The sequence below is a fragment of the Sinorhizobium sp. NFACC03 genome (genome assembly GCF_900103435.1).
Classification (GTDB): domain Bacteria; phylum Pseudomonadota; class Alphaproteobacteria; order Rhizobiales; family Rhizobiaceae; genus Ensifer.
Genome location: NZ_FMXF01000028.1, coordinates 59,672 through 81,353, shown reverse-complemented (window position 1 = coordinate 81,353; position 21,682 = coordinate 59,672). Strand labels below are relative to the sequence as shown.

20 protein-coding genes and 1 pseudogene are annotated in these 21,682 nt (G+C 63.1%); 9 read left to right on the top strand and 12 right to left on the bottom strand.

Annotated elements, in window-relative coordinates:
- Positions 1 to 128: pseudogene (locus BLU35_RS36355) on the top strand (IS110 family transposase); the annotation flags it as partial.
- A gap of 380 nt (positions 129 to 508) precedes the next feature.
- On the opposite strand, the gene BLU35_RS27260 reads toward BLU35_RS36355, so the two are convergent.
- Entirely contained in the window at positions 509 to 703 is a 195-nt protein-coding gene (locus tag BLU35_RS27260; protein WP_058322977.1) for a hypothetical protein, read from the bottom strand.
- A 106-nt stretch (positions 704 to 809) separates the two neighbouring features.
- Between BLU35_RS27260 and gcvA the strand changes: the two genes are divergently transcribed.
- From gcvA to BLU35_RS27235, 5 genes are all read left to right on the top strand, one after another.
- Positions 810 to 1,709 (top strand): transcriptional regulator GcvA, encoded by a 900-nt coding sequence (gene gcvA, locus BLU35_RS27255; RefSeq protein ID WP_093235286.1) that lies wholly within the window; start codon positions 810 to 812, stop codon positions 1,707 to 1,709.
- Between the two features lie 130 nt (positions 1,710 to 1,839).
- Positions 1,840 to 2,664 carry an N-formylglutamate amidohydrolase gene (locus BLU35_RS27250; protein WP_093235285.1) on the top strand — a complete coding sequence of 275 codons (825 nt, stop codon included), beginning with the start codon at positions 1,840 to 1,842 and terminating at the stop codon, positions 2,662 to 2,664.
- 14 nt (positions 2,665 to 2,678) lie between these two features.
- A complete protein-coding gene (locus tag BLU35_RS27245) occupies positions 2,679 to 4,544 on the top strand; it encodes a flavohemoglobin expression-modulating QEGLA motif protein (protein ID WP_502688180.1) in 1,866 nt (621 codons plus the stop codon).
- Between the two features lie 8 nt (positions 4,545 to 4,552).
- On the top strand, positions 4,553 to 5,599 hold the full coding sequence (locus BLU35_RS27240; RefSeq protein ID WP_093235283.1) for a glutathione synthetase: 1,047 nt from the start codon (positions 4,553 to 4,555) through the stop codon (positions 5,597 to 5,599).
- 218 nt (positions 5,600 to 5,817) lie between these two features.
- A complete protein-coding gene (locus tag BLU35_RS27235) occupies positions 5,818 to 7,092 on the top strand; it encodes a sugar MFS transporter (RefSeq protein ID WP_286161647.1) in 1,275 nt (424 codons plus the stop codon).
- A 109-nt stretch (positions 7,093 to 7,201) separates the two neighbouring features.
- Here the strand turns inward: BLU35_RS27235 and BLU35_RS27230 are convergent, their stop codons facing one another.
- The 4 genes from BLU35_RS27230 to BLU35_RS27215 form a co-directional block, all read right to left on the bottom strand.
- Complete coding sequence (locus BLU35_RS27230; RefSeq protein WP_058322860.1) at positions 7,202 to 7,954, bottom strand: ABC transporter ATP-binding protein; 753 nt, start codon at positions 7,952 to 7,954, stop codon at positions 7,202 to 7,204.
- Complete coding sequence (locus BLU35_RS27225) at positions 7,948 to 9,018, bottom strand: FecCD family ABC transporter permease (protein ID WP_058322859.1); 1,071 nt, start codon at positions 9,016 to 9,018, stop codon at positions 7,948 to 7,950. The genes BLU35_RS27230 and BLU35_RS27225 overlap by 7 nt, the downstream gene beginning before the upstream one ends.
- Entirely contained in the window at positions 9,015 to 10,160 is a 1,146-nt protein-coding gene (locus BLU35_RS27220) for an ABC transporter substrate-binding protein (protein WP_176907464.1), read from the bottom strand. Before BLU35_RS27220 ends, BLU35_RS27225 begins: the two co-directional genes overlap by 4 nt.
- A gap of 136 nt (positions 10,161 to 10,296) precedes the next feature.
- Complete coding sequence (locus tag BLU35_RS27215; protein WP_093235281.1) at positions 10,297 to 11,430, bottom strand: ABC transporter substrate-binding protein; 1,134 nt, start codon at positions 11,428 to 11,430, stop codon at positions 10,297 to 10,299.
- A 105-nt stretch (positions 11,431 to 11,535) separates the two neighbouring features.
- Between BLU35_RS27215 and BLU35_RS27210 the strand changes: the two genes are divergently transcribed.
- On the top strand, positions 11,536 to 12,339 hold the full coding sequence (locus BLU35_RS27210; RefSeq protein WP_093235280.1) for a class I SAM-dependent methyltransferase: 804 nt from the start codon (positions 11,536 to 11,538) through the stop codon (positions 12,337 to 12,339).
- A 403-nt stretch (positions 12,340 to 12,742) separates the two neighbouring features.
- Here BLU35_RS27210 and BLU35_RS27205 read toward each other — a convergent pair whose 3' ends face one another.
- The 3 genes from BLU35_RS27205 to nirK form a co-directional block, all read right to left on the bottom strand.
- Positions 12,743 to 13,390 carry a Crp/Fnr family transcriptional regulator gene (locus BLU35_RS27205; RefSeq protein WP_093235291.1) on the bottom strand — a complete coding sequence of 216 codons (648 nt, stop codon included), beginning with the start codon at positions 13,388 to 13,390 and terminating at the stop codon, positions 12,743 to 12,745.
- Between the two features lie 275 nt (positions 13,391 to 13,665).
- The gene (locus BLU35_RS27200; protein WP_093235279.1) at positions 13,666 to 14,583 is read right to left on the bottom strand and encodes an SUMF1/EgtB/PvdO family nonheme iron enzyme; all 918 of its coding nucleotides are present in this window, start codon (positions 14,581 to 14,583) and stop codon (positions 13,666 to 13,668) included.
- Between the two features lie 101 nt (positions 14,584 to 14,684).
- On the bottom strand, positions 14,685 to 15,821 hold the full coding sequence (nirK, locus tag BLU35_RS27195) for a copper-containing nitrite reductase (protein WP_093235278.1): 1,137 nt from the start codon (positions 15,819 to 15,821) through the stop codon (positions 14,685 to 14,687).
- Positions 15,822 to 16,160: 339 nt separating this feature from the next.
- On the opposite strand from nirK, the gene BLU35_RS27190 reads away from it, so the two are divergent.
- The gene (locus BLU35_RS27190) at positions 16,161 to 17,384 is read left to right on the top strand and encodes an NnrS family protein (RefSeq protein ID WP_093235277.1); all 1,224 of its coding nucleotides are present in this window, start codon (positions 16,161 to 16,163) and stop codon (positions 17,382 to 17,384) included.
- Between the two features lie 68 nt (positions 17,385 to 17,452).
- Here the strand turns inward: BLU35_RS27190 and BLU35_RS27185 are convergent, their stop codons facing one another.
- From BLU35_RS27185 to BLU35_RS27170, 4 genes are all read right to left on the bottom strand, one after another.
- A complete protein-coding gene (locus BLU35_RS27185; RefSeq protein ID WP_093235276.1) occupies positions 17,453 to 17,779 on the bottom strand; it encodes a metal-sulfur cluster assembly factor in 327 nt (108 codons plus the stop codon).
- Positions 17,766 to 18,296 carry a DUF2249 domain-containing protein gene (locus BLU35_RS27180; protein WP_057251863.1) on the bottom strand — a complete coding sequence of 177 codons (531 nt, stop codon included), beginning with the start codon at positions 18,294 to 18,296 and terminating at the stop codon, positions 17,766 to 17,768. Before BLU35_RS27180 ends, BLU35_RS27185 begins: the two co-directional genes overlap by 14 nt.
- Positions 18,277 to 19,656, bottom strand: a complete 1,380-nt coding sequence (locus BLU35_RS27175; protein ID WP_093235275.1) for a hypothetical protein — start codon at positions 19,654 to 19,656, stop codon at positions 18,277 to 18,279. Before BLU35_RS27175 ends, BLU35_RS27180 begins: the two co-directional genes overlap by 20 nt.
- 144 nt (positions 19,657 to 19,800) lie before the next feature.
- Positions 19,801 to 20,079, bottom strand: a complete 279-nt coding sequence (locus tag BLU35_RS27170; RefSeq protein WP_093235290.1) for a DUF2249 domain-containing protein — start codon at positions 20,077 to 20,079, stop codon at positions 19,801 to 19,803.
- Positions 20,080 to 20,301: 222 nt separating this feature from the next.
- Here BLU35_RS27170 and hemN point away from each other — a divergent pair, with 222 nt between their 5' ends.
- Positions 20,302 to 21,654, top strand: a complete 1,353-nt coding sequence (gene hemN / locus BLU35_RS27165) for an oxygen-independent coproporphyrinogen III oxidase (protein WP_093235274.1) — start codon at positions 20,302 to 20,304, stop codon at positions 21,652 to 21,654.
- Positions 21,655 to 21,682: the final 28 nt, after the last annotated feature.

The following is a 21,682-nucleotide window of genomic DNA, read 5'->3' as shown; positions in this document are numbered from 1 at the left end:
GCCTGATGGAGCGCCGTCAGTCGAAGGTCGCGGCGGTAGCGCTCGCCAACAAGATGGCGCGGGTTGCCTGGGCGATGATGAGCCGTAACGAACCCTTTCGAGCAATACCGGTCGCGGCCGGGGCCTGAGACACAACGCAAGCGTCGTGACCACCGTTGGTAAGAGCAGGAGACTTGTAACGCACCTATGCCAGTCGGCCCGAGGAGAGGGACAACCCACTATGCGCCAGGCGCTTCGAGCGCGAGCTCTTGACCGGGACCCAATCCGCGGAGAGCATTATGGCCAGCGGCCTCGTTCTGTGCCGCATTGAAAGGCCGGACACATGGCAGCTCCGACCAGCAATGTGCAAAAAAGTCAACAAACCTCTTGCCAAACCGGAGCCATCCACACATGGCGCACGTCAAAGCCGCGAGGGAATGCAATGGAGGAAGGAGGCCGCGGTGACGGTGATGCGCTCCGCGGCATTGGTGGACCTGGGCGGTGGGAGGCTCGCCCAGGTCGGAAGCGGTCAAGCGGTCGGGAGATCCTTCGCGTCGGGGCGGTTGCCATCGAGGAAGCCCATGTCCCGCTTCAGGTGATCAGACAGGTCTCTGACGTCGACGACATCGAGCGCGCGACGCTTCCGCGCGAACAGAAGCGCCAGCCAGGAGCGCGCGGAAAAATCGTTTGTCGACGAAAAACTACGTACTTGAATGGTTGTCATAGCCGTCATCCTCTTCATCAATCCGTCTAATGGACGGATCTTGAAAATGGTTACGAACGGCATCACCTTCCAATCGAATATCGCTTATCATGCATAAGGCCATTTAATGCATAAGACACTTCCGCTTCCACCATTGACGGCGATCCGCGTCTTCGAGGCGGTCGCCCGGCATGGAAGCTTCACCAAGGCCGCAACCGAGCTCGGCATGACCCAGGCCGCGGTGAGCTATCAGATCAAGGTTCTCGAGGATCGGCTCGGCGCGCCCTTGTTTTTGCGTCGACCGCGCCAGATCGCCTTGACAGAAGTCGGACAGCGGCTCGCTCCGGCGGTCACACAGGCCTTCGAGCAGCTCAGCGAAGCCTATGTCACGGCGCGCGGCGGCGCCCAGGGAACGCTTGTCATCAGCACGATCGCCACCTTCGCCTCCAATTGGCTGGCGCGGCGTCTTGGCTCCTTTCAGATCGCCCACCCTTCCCTTGCCGTCCGCCTTCAAACGGAGCCTCACCTGGTGGACTTCAGCCGCGAGGAGGTCGATATCGGCATTCGCTCAGGCCGCGGCGACTGGCCGGGGCTTGCGGCGCACCGGCTGATCAACGCCGACTTCACCCCTATGCTCAGCCCGAGCCTTGCGGCCAGTATCGGCGGGGTGAAAGAGCCGGCCGATCTGTTGGGTCTGCCGCTGCTCGATCCCGGCGATCCCTGGTGGGCGAAGTGGTTTGAGGCCGCGAATGTGCCTGCCGAGGGGCTTTCAAGTCGTCCCGGCGCCAGCATGGGCGCACAGGCCTATGAGGGCAACGCCGCCACGGCCGGCCAGGGCGTGGCGATCCTGACACCGGCGTTCTTCGCCGCCGAACTGGCCGATGGGCGCCTCGTCCAGCCCTTCGATCTTCTCTGCAACGACGACCATGCCTACTGGCTGGTCTACCCGGAGACGCGGCGCAATTCACCGAAGATCAGCGCCTTCCGCCAATGGATCCTCGGCGAAATCGCGGCATCTTCGCGCTGAAGCGGGAACCGAGAACGGCACCCCGAACCGGACTGATCTGCCATGGAATTTTGAATCTTTGCGGAACTCTCGGGCGTGCCCGGGAGTTGCATTCCCGAAGCGCCCATAGTGAGGGCATGCGGGAGCGAACATGCAACGCGAGCCGACGGAACAGTTCCGTTCAGCCACGCAGAACGCCTGGTGGACCGTAAATCGCGGCGATGGACCGATCGTCGGCACCGCGATCCACAATGGGCATGCCATGCGCAGCGATGCCCGGGCGCTGGTGGCGTTGACGGAGGAAGAAAGGCTGCGCGAGGAGGACCCGTTCACGGAGTTCATCATCCGCGACCTCGCCAACCGCATCGTCGTCCATCGTTCGCGCTTCGAGGTCGATATCAATCGTGCCCGTGCAGGCGCCATCTATCTCCAGCCCGCACAGGCCTGGGGCCTTTCCGTCTGGCGAGAGCAGCCGCCTGCCGCGTTGATCGAAACATCCCTCGCCGTCCATGACGAATACTACGCCATGCTGCGGTCGATGCTGACGGCGATCGAGCGCCGCCATCAGCGCTTCATCGTGCTCGACGTTCACAGCTACAACCATCGGCGGCAGGGGCCGGAAGCCGAACCGGCCGATATCGCCGAGGCGCCCGAGATCAACATCGGAACCTCGTCCATGGATCGGGTCAAATGGGCCGGCGTGATCGAAACGCTGATATCGGCCATTGGCGCCACCACGCTCGCGGGTCGGCCTGTGGATGTGCGTGAAAACATTGCCTTTCAGGGACGCGGAGAACAGACGCGCTTCATCCACGAGCACTTTCCCGATACGGGCTGCGCGATCGCGATCGAGTTCAAGAAGACCTTCATGGACGAATGGACCGGCAAGCCGGACCTCGAAGCGCTGAGGTCGCTGCGCTCACTGGTCGGATCACTCGTTCCGGTCCTGACCGAGGCGCTCGCGAGGCAGCGATGACGGACGGGAGACCCATGCGCGCGAGCCCTGACCCGGAGTGGCTCGATGAAGCCATTGTCAGACTGACGGACGGTCGCGCCGTGCGACAGGACTTCGGCGAGGGTGGACGGCTGCACATCGACCGCCTGCTTCCCTTCCTCTGCGTCCATATCGCCGCCGAGCACCAGCAGCCGGTCGCGCGCGATATCGCCCAGGCGAATGCCGCCTATCTGCTGGCGCCGAGCGTCGATATCGCCGCCGTTGTCATCGAGCGGGTCGGCCAGGTGATCGAAGAGCGTTTGGGCATGTTCATCGTTCTCGAATTTGCCGAGCTCGAAAGCGATGACCCGCCGGCCAAGGACGCGCCGTTCCTGCCGCCCTTCCTGATCGAGGTCGTCGCCGGGCTAAGCGCCGGCGAGCAGGTTGCCGCGAAAGCACTGATCGAGACGGCTGCGACGATCGAGGGAAAGTTCCGGACCCCGCATGTGACGCTTGTCGAGCGGCAACCGGAGGCACGGGCAGGCCGAAAGGCCCTGGCGCTCGACTATCCCCATCTCACCGTGCGTTTTGCCCCCATCTACTGCGAGCCGGGCACCCGCCGCATCTATCCGCAATTGCGCGAGCGGCTGGTTGCGAGCGTCTTCGATGCCGGACTCCGCGCCGTTGCGGCTTTCGCCCGCGCGAGGTCCGACGACTTTCGGCTGCCGACGCACCGCGCCTTCGGCCGCAAGGCCTTCGTCGATGCGGTGGTGCGTGCGGACCGCGGTATCGACGAGATTGCCTCGAGCTTCGATTTCCTGCTCGCGGTGACGCCGATCAACGCCGAAACCGCGTGGGCGGAATTCGCGTCGAGCGGCTTTTCCAGAAGCCCCCGCCTCTACTATCGGCCGCTGGCGCTGCAGATCGAAACGGCCAAGCGCAAACTCTTCACCCTCAATTTCGAGCATCTCGAAGATCCGCTGCTCTATGCCCTCTATCGGGAAAAGCAGCAGGAGGTCGATCTCCAGCTCTCGATGATATCCGCGCGCGAGACCCGCAAATTCGTCGAACTCGGCCGCGCACTCTACGGCTCGGTGGAAAGCGAACTTCTCAACGCCGCGTCCGAGATCCTTACGCGCACAGCAGCCGATGGCGACGCACCGCCGACATCCGGCAACAAGCGCGACTGCGACTACATAAGAGAGCGTGCCCAGGCGATGATATCAGCCTATCGGCGCCAGTCGGCCGATTTCACCGCCTCCGTCGAAATTCGCGACGACCTGCCAGCCGGCCTGCTCGTCTCGCGCGGCCAATTGCTGATCGCGCGAAGCTCGGCACTCGACCCCGATCGCGTCGAGGCGCTGCTGAACCACGAGGTCGGCGTACACCTGCTGACCTACTTCAACGGCTCGGCGCAGGGCCTCAGGATCCTCCGCTCCGGGCTTGCGGGTTACGAGGGCATGCAGGAAGGGCTTGCCGTTTTCGCCGAATACTTGAGCGCCGGCATGACCGCGGACCGGCTGCGGGTGCTTGCCGCGAGAGTCGTCGGCTGCGCGGCCCTGCTTGACGGCGCACCGTTTCCGGACACCTACCGGCTGCTCGTCAACGGCCACGGCTTCGGCACCGCCGAGGCCTTCAACATTACGCTGCGCATCTATCGCGGCGGCGGGCTGGTCAAGGACGCGATCTACCTGCGCGGCCTGCTGCAGCTTCTCGACCATCTCGCCGACGGCGGCAGTCTCGAGCCCTTCTGGATGGGCAAGATCGCCGCGTCGCATTTCGCTGCGATCCAGGAACTCAATTTGCGCGGCCTCCTTGGTGCCGCGGCCATTCGCCCTATTTTCCTCGACGACGTCAAAGCGCGCGACCGACTTCAGCGAGCCCAGAGGGGAATTACCCCGCTCGACATGGTCGCAGAGTAGGAAACTGAATGCGCATCGCCTTTTTCGTCAACTCCATCGAGGGCGAAGAGACGTTCTACGCGACGACATCGCTTGCGCTTGCGGCACTCGCCCGTGGCCACGAGATCGTCTACGTCACCCCTGGTGATTTCATCCTGAGGCCCGATGGCCGCTTGATGATCCACGCCCTCAACCTCGGCACGGCGAAGCCGCGCAAGGCCGAAACCTTCATCGCCGCATTAAGGGGCGACGCGACTGGGCGAGACATCCTGGACATCGCCGATGTCGACGTTCTGTTTTTGAGGAGCGACCCATCGGAAGACGCCGGTCCGCGTCCCTGGGCCACCCAGGCGGGCGTGATCTTCGGGCGGCTTGCGACCGAGCGCGGGGCAATCGTCGTCAACGATCCCGACGGGCTGGCGCGGGCGCAGAACAAGCTCTATCTCCAGGACTTCCCCGAGATGGTCCGGCCGACCACGCTGATCTCGAAGCATATCGAGGAGATCAGAACCTTCGTCGACGAGCACCCGGAAGGTGTCATCCTGAAGCCGCTGCAGGGCTCCGGCGGCAAGAACGTCTTCAAGGTCAGTTCCAGCCACGAGACAAACCTCAACCAGATCTTCGAAGCTGTCAGCGAGATGGGTTATGTTATCGCGCAGGAATATCTGCCCGCGGCAACCGAAGGCGACGTCCGGCTTTTCCTGATGAACGGCTTGCCACTCAAGCGCGGCGATACCTATGCCGCCGTGAGGCGAGTCCCGCCGGAAGGTGATTTGCGCTCCAACATGCATGTCAACGGCAGGCCCGTCGCCGCCGTCGTCACGCCGGAAATGCTCGCGGTGGCCGAACAGATGCGGCCGAAGCTGGTGCGCGACGGCATGTTCCTCGTCGGTCTCGACGTCGTCGGCGACAAGCTCGTTGAAGTCAACGTCTTCACCCCAGGAGCCCTGCCTGAAATCGCCGAACTGACATCGATCGAGTTCAGCGAGGACATCATGGCGGCGCTCGAACGGAAGCTCGACATCAAACGGGCCAATGGCGGCACACTTTCCAATCGCGAACTGGCCACGCTCTGACCTATAGCCAGCCCTCGTGACGGGCCCGGCGACCGGGGAAATCCTACCTTTCACACTGTCAAAGCCCTGTGCGCGCGGTATAAGCGGCCGCGCAGCCGGGCATCTTCGTGCTCCCAAACGAACATCACGGCTGCCGCCGGCGCGTCCAATGCGACGCCCTCCCAAGGCCCAAGCTCCGGCGTCAACGACATCATGAGGTAAAACCATTGGCAGGTATCATCACCAAGGGCGCTGAGCCCACGCGCGCGGCCTCATCCGCGTCACCGGACGCGACGGGCTATCGATTTGCCCTCTTCGCGCTCACCTCACTGTTCTTCATGTGGGGCTTCATCACGTGCCTGAACGACATTCTGATCCCGCATCTGAAGAATGTCTTTTCGCTCAACTACACGCAGTCGATGCTGATCCAGTTCTGCTTCTTCGGCGCCTATTTCATCGTCTCGCTGCCCGCCGGCGCACTCGTCAAGCGCATCAGCTACAAATGGGGGATCGTGCTCGGTCTCGTCATCGCCGCCATCGGCTGCGCGCTGTTCGTCCCGGCGGCAAGCTATCGCATCTATGCGCTGTTCCTCGGTGCTCTCTTCGTGCTGGCAAGCGGCATCACGCTGCTGCAGGTTTCGGCCAACCCCTATGTGACCGTGCTTGGTCCGCCGGATACGGCCGCAAGCCGCCTGACCCTGACCCAGGCCTTCAACTCGCTCGGCACGACGCTGGCCCCGATGTTCGGCGCAACGTTGATCCTGTCGGCTGCTGTCGTCGCCACCGCCGACGCGACGCCGGAGCAAGTCGACGCGCTGAGGCTCGCCGAAGCGAGCGCGGTCAAGTTGCCCTACTTGCTTCTTGCCGCCGCCTTCCTGCTGCTTGCTGCGCTCTTTGCCGCCCTGAAGCTGCCGACCGTCGAAGTGCATGACGAGATCGAGCCGATCACCGACGGCAAGTCGGCTTGGCACTACCGCCACCTGATCCTCGGCGCCATCGGCATCTTCGTCTATGTCGGCGCGGAGGTCAGCATCGGCAGCTTCCTCGTCAACTTCTTGAACCAGCCCGATATTGCCGGTCTCTCCGAAGCCGAAGCCGCCCATTATGTGATGTATTTCTGGGGCGGAGCGATGGTCGGCCGGTTCATCGGCGCGGTTGCGATGCGCTTCGTCGACGACGGCAAGGCGCTGGCCTTCAACGCAGTCGCAGCGATGGTGCTGTTGCTGCTAACCGTCTTTGCCGGCGGCAGCGTTGCCATGTGGTCGGTTCTGGCGATCGGGCTTTTCAACTCGATCATGTTCCCGACGATCTTCAGCCTGGCGCTCTACGGCCTCGGGAAATACACGAGCCAGGGCTCCGGCATCCTGTGCCTGGCAATCGTCGGCGGCGCGCTGTTGCCGTTGGTTCAGGGCGGCCTTGCCGACACAATCGGCATCCACCTCGCCTTCCTGATGCCCGTCGCCTGCTATGCCTATATCGCCTTCTACGGCCTGAAGGGACACAAGCCGACCTGATCTCAGAAGCCGCACTTCGCCGCCTCAGCGGCGAAGTGCTTCCAGCCTCTTGAATTGGCGCAGTTCCAGACGGAAACCGCTTCACATTTTCCTGGGATTGCCCTGGCGCCTAAAGCGACTCGTCGACGATGACGACCGGGCGCCCCATGGAGCAAGCCTCCACACGCGCCTCGACGCGGTAGACCGAGCGCAGCATGTCCGCGGTGATGACCTCATGGGTCGGACCGCTCGCCAACACCGAGCCGCCGCTGATGACGATCGTGTCGTCGCAGTAGCGCAGCGCATGGTTCAGGTCGTGCAGCGCGATCAGCACCGCCATGCCCGACTGCGCCGACAGGCGCTTCATGAAGCCGAGCACCTCGATCTGGCGGAAGAGATCAAGCGCCGAGGTCGGCTCGTCCATCAACAGCACTTCGGGCTTGCGCACCAGGGCCTGGGCGATGGAGACGAGCTGGCGCTGGCCACCGGAGAGTTCGCCGAGACCGCGAAAGGCGAGGTCGGCGATCCGGAGTTCGCCGAGCACTCGGTCGATCTCGGCGAGTTCGGCGTCCTTCACCTTCCAGCCGGAACCCTGCTTGGCCGACAGAAGCACCGACTCGTAGACGGTGAGCACGGCATTGGCGCCAGTATCCTGCGGCATGTAGCAGATGCCCTCAGGCCCCTTGGCGGTATCCGAAAGGTGGACAGTGCCGGGCCCGGACGTCAGGCTTGCGATGCGCTTGAACAGCGTCGACTTGCCGGCGGCATTGGGACCGATCACCGCCGTTAGGCCACCGCCCCTAAGGACACCTGTATTGACGTCCGACAGCACCGTGCGCCGGCCATAGTTCGCGCCGACCTTTTCCAGCGTCAGGCTTACCATGCGCGCCTCCTGTTGGTGAAAATCAGCACGAAGAAGAAGGGCACGCCGACGAGCGCGGTGATGACGCCGATCGGCAGCACCGCGCCCGGAATCAGCATCTTGCTGACGACCGAGGTGACCGAAAGCAGCAGCGCACCGCAGAGCACCGAGGCCGGCAGGAAGAAGCGCTGATCCTCGCCGACCAGCATGCGGGCGATGTGCGGCCCGACGAGACCGACGAAACCGATCGTGCCGACGAATGAGACCGGGATCGCCGCAAGCAGGCTGACCGTCATCATCGCCTCGAGCCTTAGCCGGCGAACATTGATGCCGAAGCTCGCCGCCTTGTCGTCGCCGAGCCGAAGCGCCGTCAGCGCCCAGGCGTGCCGTGCAAAGAGCGGCAAGGCGAACAGCAGCACGGCGCCGGTGATCCAGACCTTCGGCCAGGTTGCCTTGGTGAGGCTGCCCATCGTCCAGAAGACGACCGCGGCCAGCGCCTGCTCGGAGGCGAGGTATTCGAGCAGCGACAGCGCAGCATTGAAGGTGAAGACGAGCGCGATGCCGAGCAGCACGATCGTTTCCACCGTGACGCCGCGCATGGTGGAGGCGAAGTGGATGAAGAGCGCCGCCAGCATCGCCATCAGGAAGGCGTTGATCGGCACCATGTACTGGACTGCAACCGGAAAGACCGCGACGCCGGCAACGAGGCCGAGGGCCGCGCCGAAGCCGGCAGCGGCGGAGATGCCGAGCGTGAACGGACTTGCCAGCGGATTGGCGAGGATCGTCTGCATCTGCGCGCCGGCGACCGACAGCGAGGCACCGACCGTCACGGCCATCAGCGCGATCGGCATGCGGATGTCCCAGATCACTACCCGGAGCTGGTCGCTCACCGTTTCCGGCCGGAACAGCGCCGTCAGCACATCGGTAAGCGGATAGTTTGCAGGCCCAAGCGCCATGTCGACCGCGACGGACGCAAACAGCGCGCCGACGAGACAGAAGATCAGCACCAAACGACGCAGGACGAGCGCGCGGTAGCGCCCCCGTCCCTCAACGCCGGAAACCTGGTCGGTCATCGCAACCATCATTCACCACCCTTCGGAAGCGAGACGAAGTAGCCCGGGCGATATGTTACCGGCAGGAACTTCTCGTGAAACTCGCGGAAAGTCCGGTCCGGGTCGATGTCGGCAAAAAGCTCCGGCTGGAACCATTTGGCAAACTGCTGGATCGGAATGAACTCGTAAGGCGCGCCGTAGAACTGATGCCAGACGGCGTGCACGTTACCTTCCTTCACCGCCTTCAGGCCGGGAAAGCCAGGGCGCTGCATCAGACCGCGCAGACGCACCTTGGCCGCCGCCGCATCGGCGCCACGGCCGACGCTGACGAACTGGTTGAGATCGGATTCCGCCGACCAGTTGCTGCCGGTGATGATGACATGATCGGGATCACTGACGATGAGCTGCTCGGGATTTAGGTCGCCGAAGGTGCCCTTGATCACGTCCGAACCGATATTGTGGCCGCCGGCCTCTTCCACCATCTTGCCGAAATTGGCCGGACCGAAGGTTCGGCAGCAGACGACGTCGCCGGTGATACCGGGAGAGCGCTCGATGAAGACTTTCGGGCGTGCGATTGCCCCCGCCGTCTTCAGACGGTCCGTCACCAACGCGATCTGGGCATTGCGGTATTCGATGAATTCACGCGCCTTTGCCTCGGCGCCGAAGAGCTGGCCGAGGATTTCGACCGATTTCTCGCTGTTGGCAGCCGGATCGACGCGGAAGTCGAGATAGACGACGGCGATGCCAGCGGCCGCCGCCTTCTCGATGAAGCCGGATTCCTCGACGGCCTTCTCAGCCTCGAGGTTCAGGGTCAGCACATCGGGCTGCAACGCAATGGCCGCTTCGAGGCTGAAATCGCCTGAAGGGATATAGCCGAAACGCGGCAGCTTCTCGATCTCGGGGAAGCGCTCGACATAGGCGGCGTAGGAATCCGGGTCCTTTTTCACGAGGTCGTCGCGCCAGCCGACGATCGTGTCGAAGACATGCTCGCCTTTCAGCGCCGCCGCGACATGGATCTGCCGCGCCTCGCCCAGCAGCACGCGCTTGGCGGGCAGCGCGATTTCGACCCGGCGGCCGGTAACGTCGATGATTTCCGCGGCGCTAGCCGGCAGAACCGCCAGCACAATGGCGGCGATCATCGCCGACGCGATTTTCCTGAAGATCGGCATTCTCATTCCTTTCGATCGCGACGCTGCTGCTGTTCTTTAAATCGCATGCGATTTAAGGGCGAAAACATGCAGCAATTCAAAGTGCTACGGCGACCTTCGCGCGGTGCCGTAGAGACCTCCCCTCCTCCGGCTGTCGATGCGCTTACTTGCTGGTCGTCAGCGAAACGAAGTAGCCGCCCTCATAGGGAAGCGGCAGGAAGCGCTCGTGCAGCTCCGTGAACGTCGCTTCCGGGTCGAGATCGGCGAAGAGATCCGGATGCAGCCACTTGGCGATCTGCTGGATCGCGACGAACTGGTAGGGGTTGTTGTAGAACTGGTGCCAGATGGCATGTACCTGGCCGTCCTTGACCGCCTGCACGCCGGTGAAGGCCGGGCGCTTGGTCAGGTTTTCGAGCTTGCGGGCCGCTTCCTTTACATCCGCGCCATAACCGACGCCAACCCAGGCGCCGCCCGGCACGTAACCCTGCCAGTTGCCGCCGGTGATGATGATCTGGTCCGGGTTCGCGGCGATGATCTGCTCCGGATTGACCGTGCCGAAGGTGCCGGGAATGATGTCCTTGGCCATGTTCACGCCGCCGGCGAATTCGACCATCTTGCCGAAATTCTCGTTGCCGAAAGACATGCAGCAATCGTCGGAGTAACCGCCGGCGCGCTCGACGAAGACCAGCGGCTTCTTCGGATTGGCCTTCGCCAAAACGTCGGTCACCTTGGCGATGCTCTCGGCGCGGAACTTGATGAACTCTTCGGCCTTCTCCTCCTTGCCCAGCAGCTTGCCCATCACACGCATGCTCGGCTCGGTGTTTTCCATCGGCTTTTCGCGGAAGTCGACATAGACGAGCGGAATGCCGACCTTGGCGAGCTTCTCGATGTAGCCGGCTTCCTCCGTCGCCGTCTTGGCATCGACATTCATCAAGACAACATCGGGCTTTAGCGCCACCGCCTGCTCGATATCGAAAGTGCCGTCCTTCATGCCGCCGAAGGTCGGCAGCTTGGCGATATCAGGGTATTTCGCGAGATAGGCGGCGTAGCTTTCCGGATCGGCCTTGGAGAGATCGTCGCGCCAGCCGACGACGCGTTTGAACGGCTCATCACGGTCGAGCGCACCGAGGAAATAGATCTGGCGCCCTTCGCCGAGGATCACGTGCTCGACCGGTACATTGACCTCGACATCGCGGCCGGTCACGTCTTTCAGCGTCACGACATCAGCGAAGGCTGCCGTTGAAAAAAGCACGCAAAAGCCCGTGGCGGCCGCAGCCACCCTGTTGAAAAACCGCATTGTTTTCTGCTCCGCTGGAAAAATCGACGCGATCTAATGTTTCATGACTTTATTAGTCAACATTTATCTTTTAGAACGCCTCCAAACAGAGACGGCGGTATCGACATGAGCGATGTAACGGATCGGCAGAACTACAACCTGCGGGATGAGATTAAGGCCTACTGGTCGGAGCGCGCCGCGACCTTCGATCTGTCGCCGGGACACGAGATCTTCTCGGAGGAGGAGCGCGCCGCCTGGCACGCGTTGTTTCTACGCCACCTCGGACCTGGCTCCGACCGCGCCGCGTTGGACCTTGCAAGCGGAACGGGCGTCATCTCGCACCTGCTCGACGAACTCGGCTTCAAGGTGCAGGGCCTGGATTGGGCCGAACCCATGCTCGAACGCGCCCGCGAAAAGGCCCGCAATCGTGGCCGCTCGATCCGCTTTGCCCTCGGCGACGCCGAAAATACCATGGAGCCCGACGGCCATTACGATGTGATCGTCAACCGGCACCTGGTGTGGACACTCGTCGATCCGGCCGCAGCCTTTGCCGAATGGCTGCGCGTGCTGAAGCCGGGCGGCACGCTGCTCGTCGTCGACGGCGACTTCGTCAACTCGACGGCACTCGAGCGGCTGTTCTCGAAGCTCAGCGCCTGGGGACAACGCCTCGGCCTCTTCAGGGCGGAAACGCCGACCGGTTCACCGCAGATGATGGCGACGCATCGCAGCATTCTCTCCCGCGTGCATTTCTCCAAGGGCGCCCGCGCCGAGGCCGTCGTCGAACTGTTGCAGAAGGCCGGCTTCGTCGACATCACGGTCGACAGGGACCTGCGCGAAATCCATCGCACCCAGGCCAAGAACTGGAATGTCTTCAAGAGTCTGGCACGGCAGTCCCAGCATCGCTACGCTGTTCGGGCGGAAAAACCCTAGCAAAATCCTGCCATTGGGATTGCCCGACATCGGTTGATCCCCCACAGGATAGGACGGAATTTCGACAGCCCTGTCGTGAACGATGAACTGAAAAAGGTAGAAAAATGCGCGCTACAATCTTGTTGGCAATAGTTCTGGGCCTCGCCGCATGCTCCCAAACCGGCGGTGGCGGTTACAGCGGCAACTACGAAGGCGGCGACGGTGACTTCTATCCTGGGATCGTCGCTCCAAAGTAGACCCTGAACCATCGTAAACCGTGATCTAAGATCCCTTCCCGTCGACATTGTGCAATCTTGCGATTGGCGGGGTGGGTTCTCAATAGCTCGTCACTCGCAATGGCGTCATGCGATGCACTTGTGGAAGAACGTCGCAGGATCGCCCCGCTGGTGTACGGCCAGCCGCTCTAGCCGCCAATCCGTTCAGCCAGACGCCGCAAGCCTGGAATGTCCTTGAGCATCAGCTTCTGTCGTCCGCCCTGGACGAGGCCCTGCCCTTCCCAGGCGCTGAGGATGCGCGAGACGGTGTGCAGCGTTGTTCCGGTCATCTCGGCGATATCCTGGCGCGAGATCGGGAAGTCGATGCGGACGCCGCCGCCTTCCGGCTTGCCCGCCTGCTCCGCAAGGCGGAGAACCGTGTGGGCGACACGGCGCTCGACCTCTTCCGTCGACATTTCGCGGATGCGGGTATGCGCCTCGTCGAGACGCTGCCCGATCGTATGCATGGCATTGACGGCGAGGTGAGGGTTCTTCTCGACGAAGACGTTCCAGAGCTCCGTCGGCCAGGCGAGAACCAGGCTCTCGGTCGCCGCCGTCGCCGTTCCCGGATAGTCGCTGCGCTGCAGCGCACGGGCAAAGCCGAAGAGGTCGCCGGGATTGACGACCCGGACGATGATCTGCTGCCCGTCCTTGGTGACCTGGGTCACCTTCAGCCGGCCGTGCAGCAGCAGGAAGAAGAAGTCGGCCTGCGCACCCTGCTCGAACACGGCTTCGTTCTGCGGAACACGCCGCACCGTGGCGCGCGTCAGCAGCGAATCCAGTTCCTGATCGCTCATTTTCTGGAAAAGAGGGAGCGATTTGACGAGTGTGCGATCGAGTGCAGCCACTTTGGCATCCTGCCGTTTGAGTTGCTCTGCTCTAGCACAGCCCGGAACCCTGCAAAAGGACCACGGCGCCGCACGTCCTGTCAGATGTGCAAAGGACGCCATAGCACCGCGATTGCCACATGCTTTTGCCCCTAGATCGGTGACGATCTAGGGGCAAAAGCATGTATTGGACCTTGTGCCGGTTGAGAGGTGCGAGCCCCAGCGGGTCCACTGCCTGCGCCATGTCACCCGGCGCCCTGGAGCCGGCGTTCGAAGGCGTAGAGGAAGCCCGAATACCAGCGGCCGTCGCGCACCAACCGGAAGCCGAGATTATCGGGCGGCACGCCGACGGCGCAGCCGCCACTCTTCGGATCACGGATGAAGAAGCTCATCGATGCCCGGTGCTTGCCGTTGACGACGAAGATGCCGCAGGCGGGCTGCTCCTTCAAAACCTCACCATCGTCGCCGATCGTCACGCGGCGGTGGCAAGTCTCTGTCCATTCCCAGACATTGCCGTCCAGGTCCGCAACGCCGTACTCGTTCTCGCCGAAAGCGCCCGAAGGCTGCGGCAGCGGGTCCTTCGCCCGCTGCCGGCTCGCCTCGCGCTCGTAGTCCGCCAACCAACGCAGCGCCGGATTTTCCTTGCTGCCGTCGATCCCGAGCGCATCGTCAGGAAACTTGGAGCCGGCGGCAAAGGCCCATTGCTGGTCGGTCGGCAGACGCCAGATTTCGCCGGTCTTCCTGGTCAGCCATGCCGCATAGTCGTTCGCGTCGGTATAGTTGATCCCGGTCATCGGTACGCCCGACAGGCCGGCACCATGGCCGCCCTCCGGCTGCTGGCAGGCGCCGTCGGCGATGCAGCGTTCAAAATCCTGACGTGTCACCTGGTACTTCATGATCTCGAGCGGCTGCTCGAGCGCCGCAACGACGATCGGCGCATCGACAGCAAAGCCGTTCTTCAGGAAGTGTCCCTCCGCCCGATAGCTCATTTGACGCGGTGCGATCGTCACGGTCACCGGCGGCCTGATCGACAGGTCGACGCCGTCCTTGAGATCGTCGAACAGCCCCACCTTCGCCGAAAGCACGCCACCGATTGCGGCCAAAAGGACGGCCGGGGCTGCGAGCGAGAGGAGCGAAACCGCAGATTTCTTGTTGCTGGTCATGGGAGGCCTCCGGGGAAAGGGCACGCGCTGACGAGCGCGTGCCTTTGTTCGCGTGCGGGGTCGAGCAGATCGCGGCCCCGCAATCACCTTGCTTCAGCCGTCTACATCGACGCCGGCTTGACGACCGAAGTCATGAGGTCGTCGTTCCAATCGCCGGTGACCTTGAAGTGACCGGCAGCGCCCAGTTCGAAGGCCTCGATCAGGTTGTGGTTGACGTAGGCGTACACACCCGGCTGGCGGAATGTGTAGAAGGCAGCGCCCGCGGTTCCGCCCGGAATGAGCCAGGTTTCCTGGTCGAGATCCGGCGGATTGCGGAACTTGCCGGTCGCCCAGACATAGTCACCATGCCCACCGATCAGGTGCGGCCGTGTATCGCGGTTGGCCTGCGAATGGACGACGAGCACGCGCTCGCCCACCGCCGCCGTCAGGGCATTGTCGCCGGTCAGCGCGCCGACCGCGCCGTTGAAGACGATGTGGGTCGGGGTCAGCGTGCGCATCGCCTTCACCGCATCTTCATAGGCATCACCGGGGGTTTCGTACTTCTTGTAGTTCCCGGCCTCGTCCTTCGGCACGTAGAAGTCCTGCTCGCCGACATAGTAGATCTTGTCATAGGTCAGCGGCTGGCCCTTCTCGTCCTTCAGGCCTTCGCGCGGCAGCACCATGATGGCGCCGTTCATGCCCGAGGTGACGTGCCAGGGCACCATGCCTTCGGGCGCGCAATGGTAGACGAAGACGCCGGGCTTGGTGGCCTTGAAGCGAAGCGTGGTTTCCTCGCCCGGATTGACCTGCGTCAGCGCACCACCGCCCAGCGCGCCGGTTGCGGCGTGGAAGTCGATATTGTGCAGCAGCGTGTTGGTCGCCGGGTTGATCAGGCGGAGCTCGACATAGTCGTTCTCATGCACCACCATCAGCGGGCCAGGAACCGAGCCATTGAAAGTCATCGCGTGGATCTCGGTGCCTTCGCGGTCGATCACCAGCTTCTTTTCCTCGATCGTCATGGTGAACTCGACGACGCGCGGTCCGGTCTTGGCGACCTGTTCATGGGCGTGGACGAAAGGCGGCTTGACGAGATCGACCTTCACGCGCGGCAGGGTCGAGATGTCGATGGGGGCAGTGCCCGCTGCCGTGGCGGCGCCGGCCGCCTGTGCCGAAGCGGTATGGAGAAGCGGCGCAACCGCGCCCGCCAGGGCAGCGCCGGCAAGCATCGTCCGGCGGGTCATCTGAAGTTGTTCAGTCATCTTGCTCTCCTTCGACGCGCTCCAGCGGCCGGAATTGGCCTTCTGCGAAACGCGCCTGTATTCAACGAGTTAGGGTGGGCGACGCCGACTTGGGCGGCCTCACCTCCGGTCTCGACCACCGGTCCCCCAGCAGTCACAAAAGAAATAGAACCACAGACGAATCGCGTCTTTGTCTTGGAACAAATCGTTTCGAGGCGATCGTTTTTCTTAGTCCCCTATGAACACACCTGGCGAAGCGGGGCCGCGATACTTGCGTTTTCGCAAAGAGCCCCTCTGAAGCCATTGATAGATCAAGCCTCATCCGCAAGTCCGCAAGCACCCACGACGAGGACGACGATCATGTTGGACAGACTCATAAGACCGAAACCGAGCGGCGGCATCCCGCGCGGACTCTCCACCACCGGGCCGGTGCTTTTCTCCTATGGCTTCCGGCCGTTCTTTCTCGGTGCCGCGCTCTGGGCGATCGGTGCCATGGTGCTGTGGATCTCGGCACTGGTTTTCGGGCTCGATCTTGCCGGCAACTACGGCGCCGCCCACTGGCACGCGCATGAGATGCTGTTCGGCTTCTCCTCCGCCGTCCTCGGCGGCTTCCTTTTGACGGCGATCCCGAACTGGACGGGAAGGCTGCCGGTCTCCGGCGGTCCGCTCGCCGCCCTCTTCGGGCTCTGGGTGTTCGGCCGGATTGCTCTGCTATCGAGCGGTTTGATCGGCCTGCCTGTCGCGGCCGGTATAGAAGCGTTGTTCCTGCCGGTGCTCCTTTTGATCTGCGCGCGCGAGGTGATCGTCGGTCGCAAATGGAAGGATCTGAAAGTCATCGGCGGGCTGGTGCTCCTGTCCGCCGCCAACATCTGCTTTCACCTTTCGGTTCTCAGCGACCTCGACGTCGATGCCGCGGCGCGACTGGCGATCGGCGCCTACACCATGCTGATCATGATCGTTGGTGGACGCATTGTGCCGAGCTTCACGCGCAACTGGCTGAACAAGGTCGGGCGCACAAATTTCCCGGTGCCCTATAACCGCTTCGACACCGCGGCGATCCTGATCGGTGTCGCGGCGCTCGCTGCCTGGACCTTCGCACCTGATCACATCGTCACGGGGACGATCGCGCTTGTCGCCTGCGCCTTCCACATGGTGCGGCTGTTCCGCTGGCGCGGATGGGCGACCCGGCCGGAGACGCTACTCTTCGTGCTGCACGCAGCCTATGCCTTCGTGCCGCTCGGCTTCCTGGCCGTCGCCGCCGGAGCGGTCGAACTCCTGAGCGAATACCCGGTCATGCACGTGCTCACCGTGGGCGTGATTGCCTCGATGATGCTCGCCGTCATGACCCGCGCCAGCCGCGGCCACACCGGACGACCGCTGGTGGGATCAACACTCACCACCGCCTCCTACGTCGCCATCATGGCCGCAGCACTGATCCGGCCGCTGGCAGAGGTGCTGCCCGCACACTATCATCATCTGATTGCACTTTCGGGCGTGTTGTGGATTGCCGCCTTCGCGCTGTTCGCGCTCGAATACGGGCCGATGCTGGTCTGCGATCGCCGATCGCCCCGCGCGTCATCCTGACTGCACGTTCGAACCCAAAACAAAAGGCGCCGCATCAGCGGCGCCTTTTGTTTGTTGCAAGACAACTCTTAGAAGATGCCGCCTTGCGCGAATTCGATCGCGCCTTCGGCCATCATCTCAGGCGTCCAGGGCGGCTCGTAGGACAGGCGGACCTCGGCATATTCGACGCCGGGCACATACCAGACGCAGTTCTGTACGGCCTCCTTGAGGAAGGCCGTCGCCGGGCACCCCTTGATCGTTGTCGTCATGGTGACGCGGGCGATGCCACCCTCCTGAACGTCGATGTCATAGATCAGGCCGAGATCGACGACGTTCTTGCCCATTTCGGGGTCGATGATGATGCGCAGCGCATCGCGGATCTTCGCTTCGAGGTCCAGGGTATCAGGCGCCGACATGGGAGCGCCTCCCGCCGACGCGAATAAGGATCCGGTAGGTCTCACCGGTCGCATCGAAATTGCCGGCCCATTTGTGCCCGCGTTTGGCGAGCTCCGGATAGAGGAACAGCGGCTCGCGTGCGAGCAAGGCGAAGAGCACTTCACCCTCCGCCATTTTCTCGGCCGTCGCCAGAATGCGCACCATGGGCTCGGGCGGATCGAGCTCGGTCAGGTCGAGCTGGCGGCTCGGGTCGGGCCAGGTGTCGAGATCCGTTTCGCCGACCGAAAGCCGGATTTCGTCCACGTCTCCTTCGGGCGTGAACAGAACCTCCCAGTCGCCATTGTCGAGCGGTCGGTCCTGATGGGTGAAACCACGTCCGGCCATGACGCTGTAGAGCGGAACGGGCCGGAAGGTTGCAATCAGCTTCAGCGCCTGGCCCGGCGCCAGATTGTCAACGGCATTCATGATGGCCTGGAACGGGTCGCTGCCACCGCGCAACAGCGGTCGGACATCGAGTTCATAGGGATCTTGGCTCATGGGAACCTCCGTGAGGAATGGATGGCAAAAACAGGCCTGGTCGAACAAGTCCATCAGGCAATCGAAGTTCAGCCGGAACGTTGATCAGACGCCGTGTTCGCACGAACTCCAGGATGAGCGCATTGACGGCAATCAATTGGCCGAGGCTCGCAAAGCGAAAGAGGACAACACTACCGATCAGCAGGGCCAGAGTACCGAGCGCTACCGTCAGATAATAGAGCCAAAACCAGCGAAGGGCCGAGACCTCGACGACGAGGTCCTGAACCCTTGGCGTTGGCATACGCCCAAGCGCCGGCCCGTAGCATTCGAGCCAGGTCATGAACGGCACGATCTTGTAGAGCTGGGCAAGGCCCATGCCCGTCAGCCAGCCGAAGGCGACGAGATAGATAACGGCACCGGAACTAGCGTCGAGACGGCCGGTCGCGAGCAGCGCGACGAACAGCGCAGTCGCAGCGATCAACGACGCGAAGGCGCCGATGCTGGCGCGGCTGTTGAGCTCGATCGCCTTGCGGCGACGCTCCCGATAGATCCGCAGGATATCGGCGATATAGATCGCCACCACGGCAGCGCCGGAGCCAACGGCGAGGAGTAGGAGCGAGGAGCGACCGAAAGTACCCGCGAGAATGACCGGCACCGCCGCTGCAAGAAGGCCGAGGCAAAGGGCACCAAGCGCGAAGACCACGCGACTGCTTGTCCGCTCCTTGTCCGGCGACAGCATGAACATGGTCAAAAGCCGATAACTGACGCCCATGGTGGTGAAGCTCAACCAGCCGCACAGGCCCAGGGAAGCATGCAGTGAAAGCCCATCGATCGTCAGGTCGATCGCAGCTTCCGCATCGATCAACCCCGACAGTACCCCGGCATAGACGCCGCCGAGCAGCATCGTGCCGAAGAGCGCAGCAAGACCGACCGCGACGAAGCGGGCCGGGAGCGGCAGGGGGCGGGCATGCCAGAGCGTGGCTGCGAAAGCAAAGCCAAGCACCGAAAACCCGACAATTGAGAAAGCGGCTCCCACAGGAAGCAGCGTCACCGGAAGATCTATCGCGCCGGACAGGCTGACGAAACCAAGTGTCAGGCCGGCGATGCCGGCGATGAGGAAGAGGAGCGCCGGCAGCGCGACGCTCGGGAAGGAAAGCGGCCGGCCGACGAGGACAGGCACGAATTGCAGCAGCGCGCCGGTCATCAACAGGCTCAACCAGCCCAGGACGACGACATGCACGAGCGCCAGCGTTTCGGGCGCCTCGAGGGCCGAGACCGGGAAGCCGAAGCCGAGAACCATCATGGTCTCGCCAAGGACGAGAAAGATCAGCGCGGCCGCGAAGTAGGACAGCGTCCAGCGGGATAGCGTTGCTGCGAACATGGCGGTTCATCCCCTAGATCACGATGGCTTTGGTCGCGCCGACCAAAAACCAGAAACGTGATCGATTCTCGTAAGTTAGAGCGGGATGTGAGCGGAAGACCGCATACACTTTTCCCGATCCCGCTCTTGAGGCGTACCGTAGGCTCAGTGCCCGCCGCAGCAGCAATCGCAGCCGGAGGACTGCTGCCGGCCGATCTCGACACGCCAGACAGCCGGTCCCTGCTCCAGATACTCCCAGGTGAACTCGCCCGGATAACGCGTCTCCAGCTGGTAGTGCAGCGGGCGCGGATCGTGGTCGTTGATGATGATGAAGGCGCCGCCCTCGGCAAGGGCATTCAGCATGCCGAAGATTTTCGGATGGCGCTCCACCGGCGGAATGGTCCGCACATCGATGAAGGGCTTGTCGGTCTCTGCAATGGTCATGGTCATCCGCTCTAGGCGCCGTCGTTTGATGATGGTCCGGGAAACGCCGGCGCACACGCCCCGGATTTCCGCAGCCTAGCGGCGGCGGCACCGCGACATTTTGTCGAAGCGCAAACAAATCCCTGTTTGGCGAAGACCACCCCCGTCCTTGACTTTCCGCAAAGAGTTGCCGGGCCGCGAGGCCTAGAAAGGTGCATCCATCGGCACCCAGATGAGGACGAAATGTTAGCTTCCGCGCTCCTGAAATACGGTGAAATGCGCCTGCCGCGCTACACGAGTTACCCGACCGCCCCACGCTTTGCCGCCGCGGTCGACGACCACACCTACGGCGACTGGCTGAAGGCGATCCCCGAGGGTGAGGACGTGTCGCTCTATCTGCACATCCCTTTCTGTCGCTCGATGTGCTGGTACTGCGGCTGCCACACGACGATCACCAAGAAGGACGATCCGATCCTCGATTATCTCGACGTGCTGAGAGACGAGATCCGCAGGGTCGCCCATACCGTTGGCCGGCCGCTGCCGGTCGCAGAAGTGCACTTTGGCGGCGGCACGCCCACGATCATCGAGCCGCGCGAATTCCTGGCGCTGATGACGCTGATGCGCGAGCACTTCGTACTGTCGCCGTCGGCCAACGTCGCCGTCGAGATCGACCCGCGCCGGTTGACGCTTGCCATGGCCGAGGCGCTCGGCGAAGGCGGCGTCAGGCGCGCAAGCCTCGGCGTGCAAAGCTTCGATCCCGTCGTGCAGAAGGCGATCAATCGCATTCAGAGTGAGAAGCAGACGGCCGAAGCGGTCGCTCATCTGCGCGGCGCCGGCATTGGCGGGATCAATTTCGACCTGATCTACGGCCTGCCGCATCAAACGGTGCGCTCCTGCATCGAGACTGTCGAAGCGGCCGTCACGATGCGTCCGGAGCGGTTCGCCGTTTTCGGCTACGCCCATGTGCCAAGCTTCAAGAAGCACCAGCGCATGATCGACGAGACCGCACTGCCGGACAGTAGCGCCCGCGCCGAACAGGCGCTGGCCATCGGCGAGGCGCTTATCAAGGCCGGCTACCGGCAGATCGGCCTCGACCATTTCGCCCTGCCTGACGACGATCTCGTCACCGCCCAGGCGACCGGCCGGCTTCGCCGCAACTTCCAGGGCTATACCACCGACAACTGCGAGACGCTGATCGGTTTCGGCGCCTCGGCGATCGGCCGCTCGCGCGACGGCTATGTGCAGAACGAGGTGCCGCCCGGTGTCTATGCGAGCCGGATCGCCTCGGGCCGCCTCGCAACCACCAAGGGCTACCGGCTGACCGACGAGGACCGGCTGCGCGCCGCGATCATCGAACGGCTGATGTGCGATTTCAGTGTCGATATTCCCGCGATCGCCGCGGCGCACGGCCGGGACGGGCAGTCGCTCGTCGAAGGCAACGGCAAATTGGCCGAGCTGCGGCAGGATGGCGTGATCGATATCGCTGATGGCGTCATCACGGTCAGACCCGAACACCGCTTCGTCATCCGCGCGGTGGCGGCCGCCTTCGATGCCTATATCGACGGGTCCCAGAGGGTGCATAGCAAGGCGGCTTGAGCGATCTTATCCCGTCTTGAACGCGAAA

Bases quoted from the DNA above. Each gene is read 5' to 3' on its own strand.
- BLU35_RS27260 (WP_058322977.1), bottom strand. From the start codon at position 703: ATGACAACCATTCAAGTACGTAGTTTTTCGTCGACAAACGATTTTTCC.
- gcvA (WP_093235286.1), top strand. From the start codon at position 810: ATGCATAAGACACTTCCGCTTCCACCATTGACGGCGATCCGCGTCTTC.
- BLU35_RS27250 (WP_093235285.1), top strand. From the start codon at position 1,840: ATGCAACGCGAGCCGACGGAACAGTTCCGTTCAGCCACGCAGAACGCC.
- BLU35_RS27245 (WP_502688180.1), top strand. From the start codon at position 2,679: ATGCGCGCGAGCCCTGACCCGGAGTGGCTCGATGAAGCCATTGTCAGA.
- BLU35_RS27240 (WP_093235283.1), top strand. From the start codon at position 4,553: ATGCGCATCGCCTTTTTCGTCAACTCCATCGAGGGCGAAGAGACGTTC.
- BLU35_RS27230 (WP_058322860.1), bottom strand. From the start codon at position 7,954: ATGGTAAGCCTGACGCTGGAAAAGGTCGGCGCGAACTATGGCCGGCGC.
- BLU35_RS27225 (WP_058322859.1), bottom strand. From the start codon at position 9,018: ATGATGGTTGCGATGACCGACCAGGTTTCCGGCGTTGAGGGACGGGGG.
- BLU35_RS27220 (WP_176907464.1), bottom strand. From the start codon at position 10,160: ATGAGAATGCCGATCTTCAGGAAAATCGCGTCGGCGATGATCGCCGCC.
- BLU35_RS27215 (WP_093235281.1), bottom strand. From the start codon at position 11,430: ATGCGGTTTTTCAACAGGGTGGCTGCGGCCGCCACGGGCTTTTGCGTG.
- BLU35_RS27210 (WP_093235280.1), top strand. From the start codon at position 11,536: ATGAGCGATGTAACGGATCGGCAGAACTACAACCTGCGGGATGAGATT.
- BLU35_RS27205 (WP_093235291.1), bottom strand. From the start codon at position 13,390: ATGAGCGATCAGGAACTGGATTCGCTGCTGACGCGCGCCACGGTGCGG.
- BLU35_RS27200 (WP_093235279.1), bottom strand. From the start codon at position 14,583: ATGACCAGCAACAAGAAATCTGCGGTTTCGCTCCTCTCGCTCGCAGCC.
- nirK (WP_093235278.1), bottom strand. From the start codon at position 15,821: ATGACTGAACAACTTCAGATGACCCGCCGGACGATGCTTGCCGGCGCT.
- BLU35_RS27190 (WP_093235277.1), top strand. From the start codon at position 16,161: ATGTTGGACAGACTCATAAGACCGAAACCGAGCGGCGGCATCCCGCGC.
- BLU35_RS27185 (WP_093235276.1), bottom strand. From the start codon at position 17,779: ATGTCGGCGCCTGATACCCTGGACCTCGAAGCGAAGATCCGCGATGCG.
- BLU35_RS27180 (WP_057251863.1), bottom strand. From the start codon at position 18,296: ATGAGCCAAGATCCCTATGAACTCGATGTCCGACCGCTGTTGCGCGGT.
- BLU35_RS27175 (WP_093235275.1), bottom strand. From the start codon at position 19,656: ATGTTCGCAGCAACGCTATCCCGCTGGACGCTGTCCTACTTCGCGGCC.
- BLU35_RS27170 (WP_093235290.1), bottom strand. From the start codon at position 20,079: ATGACCATTGCAGAGACCGACAAGCCCTTCATCGATGTGCGGACCATT.
- hemN (WP_093235274.1), top strand. From the start codon at position 20,302: ATGTTAGCTTCCGCGCTCCTGAAATACGGTGAAATGCGCCTGCCGCGC.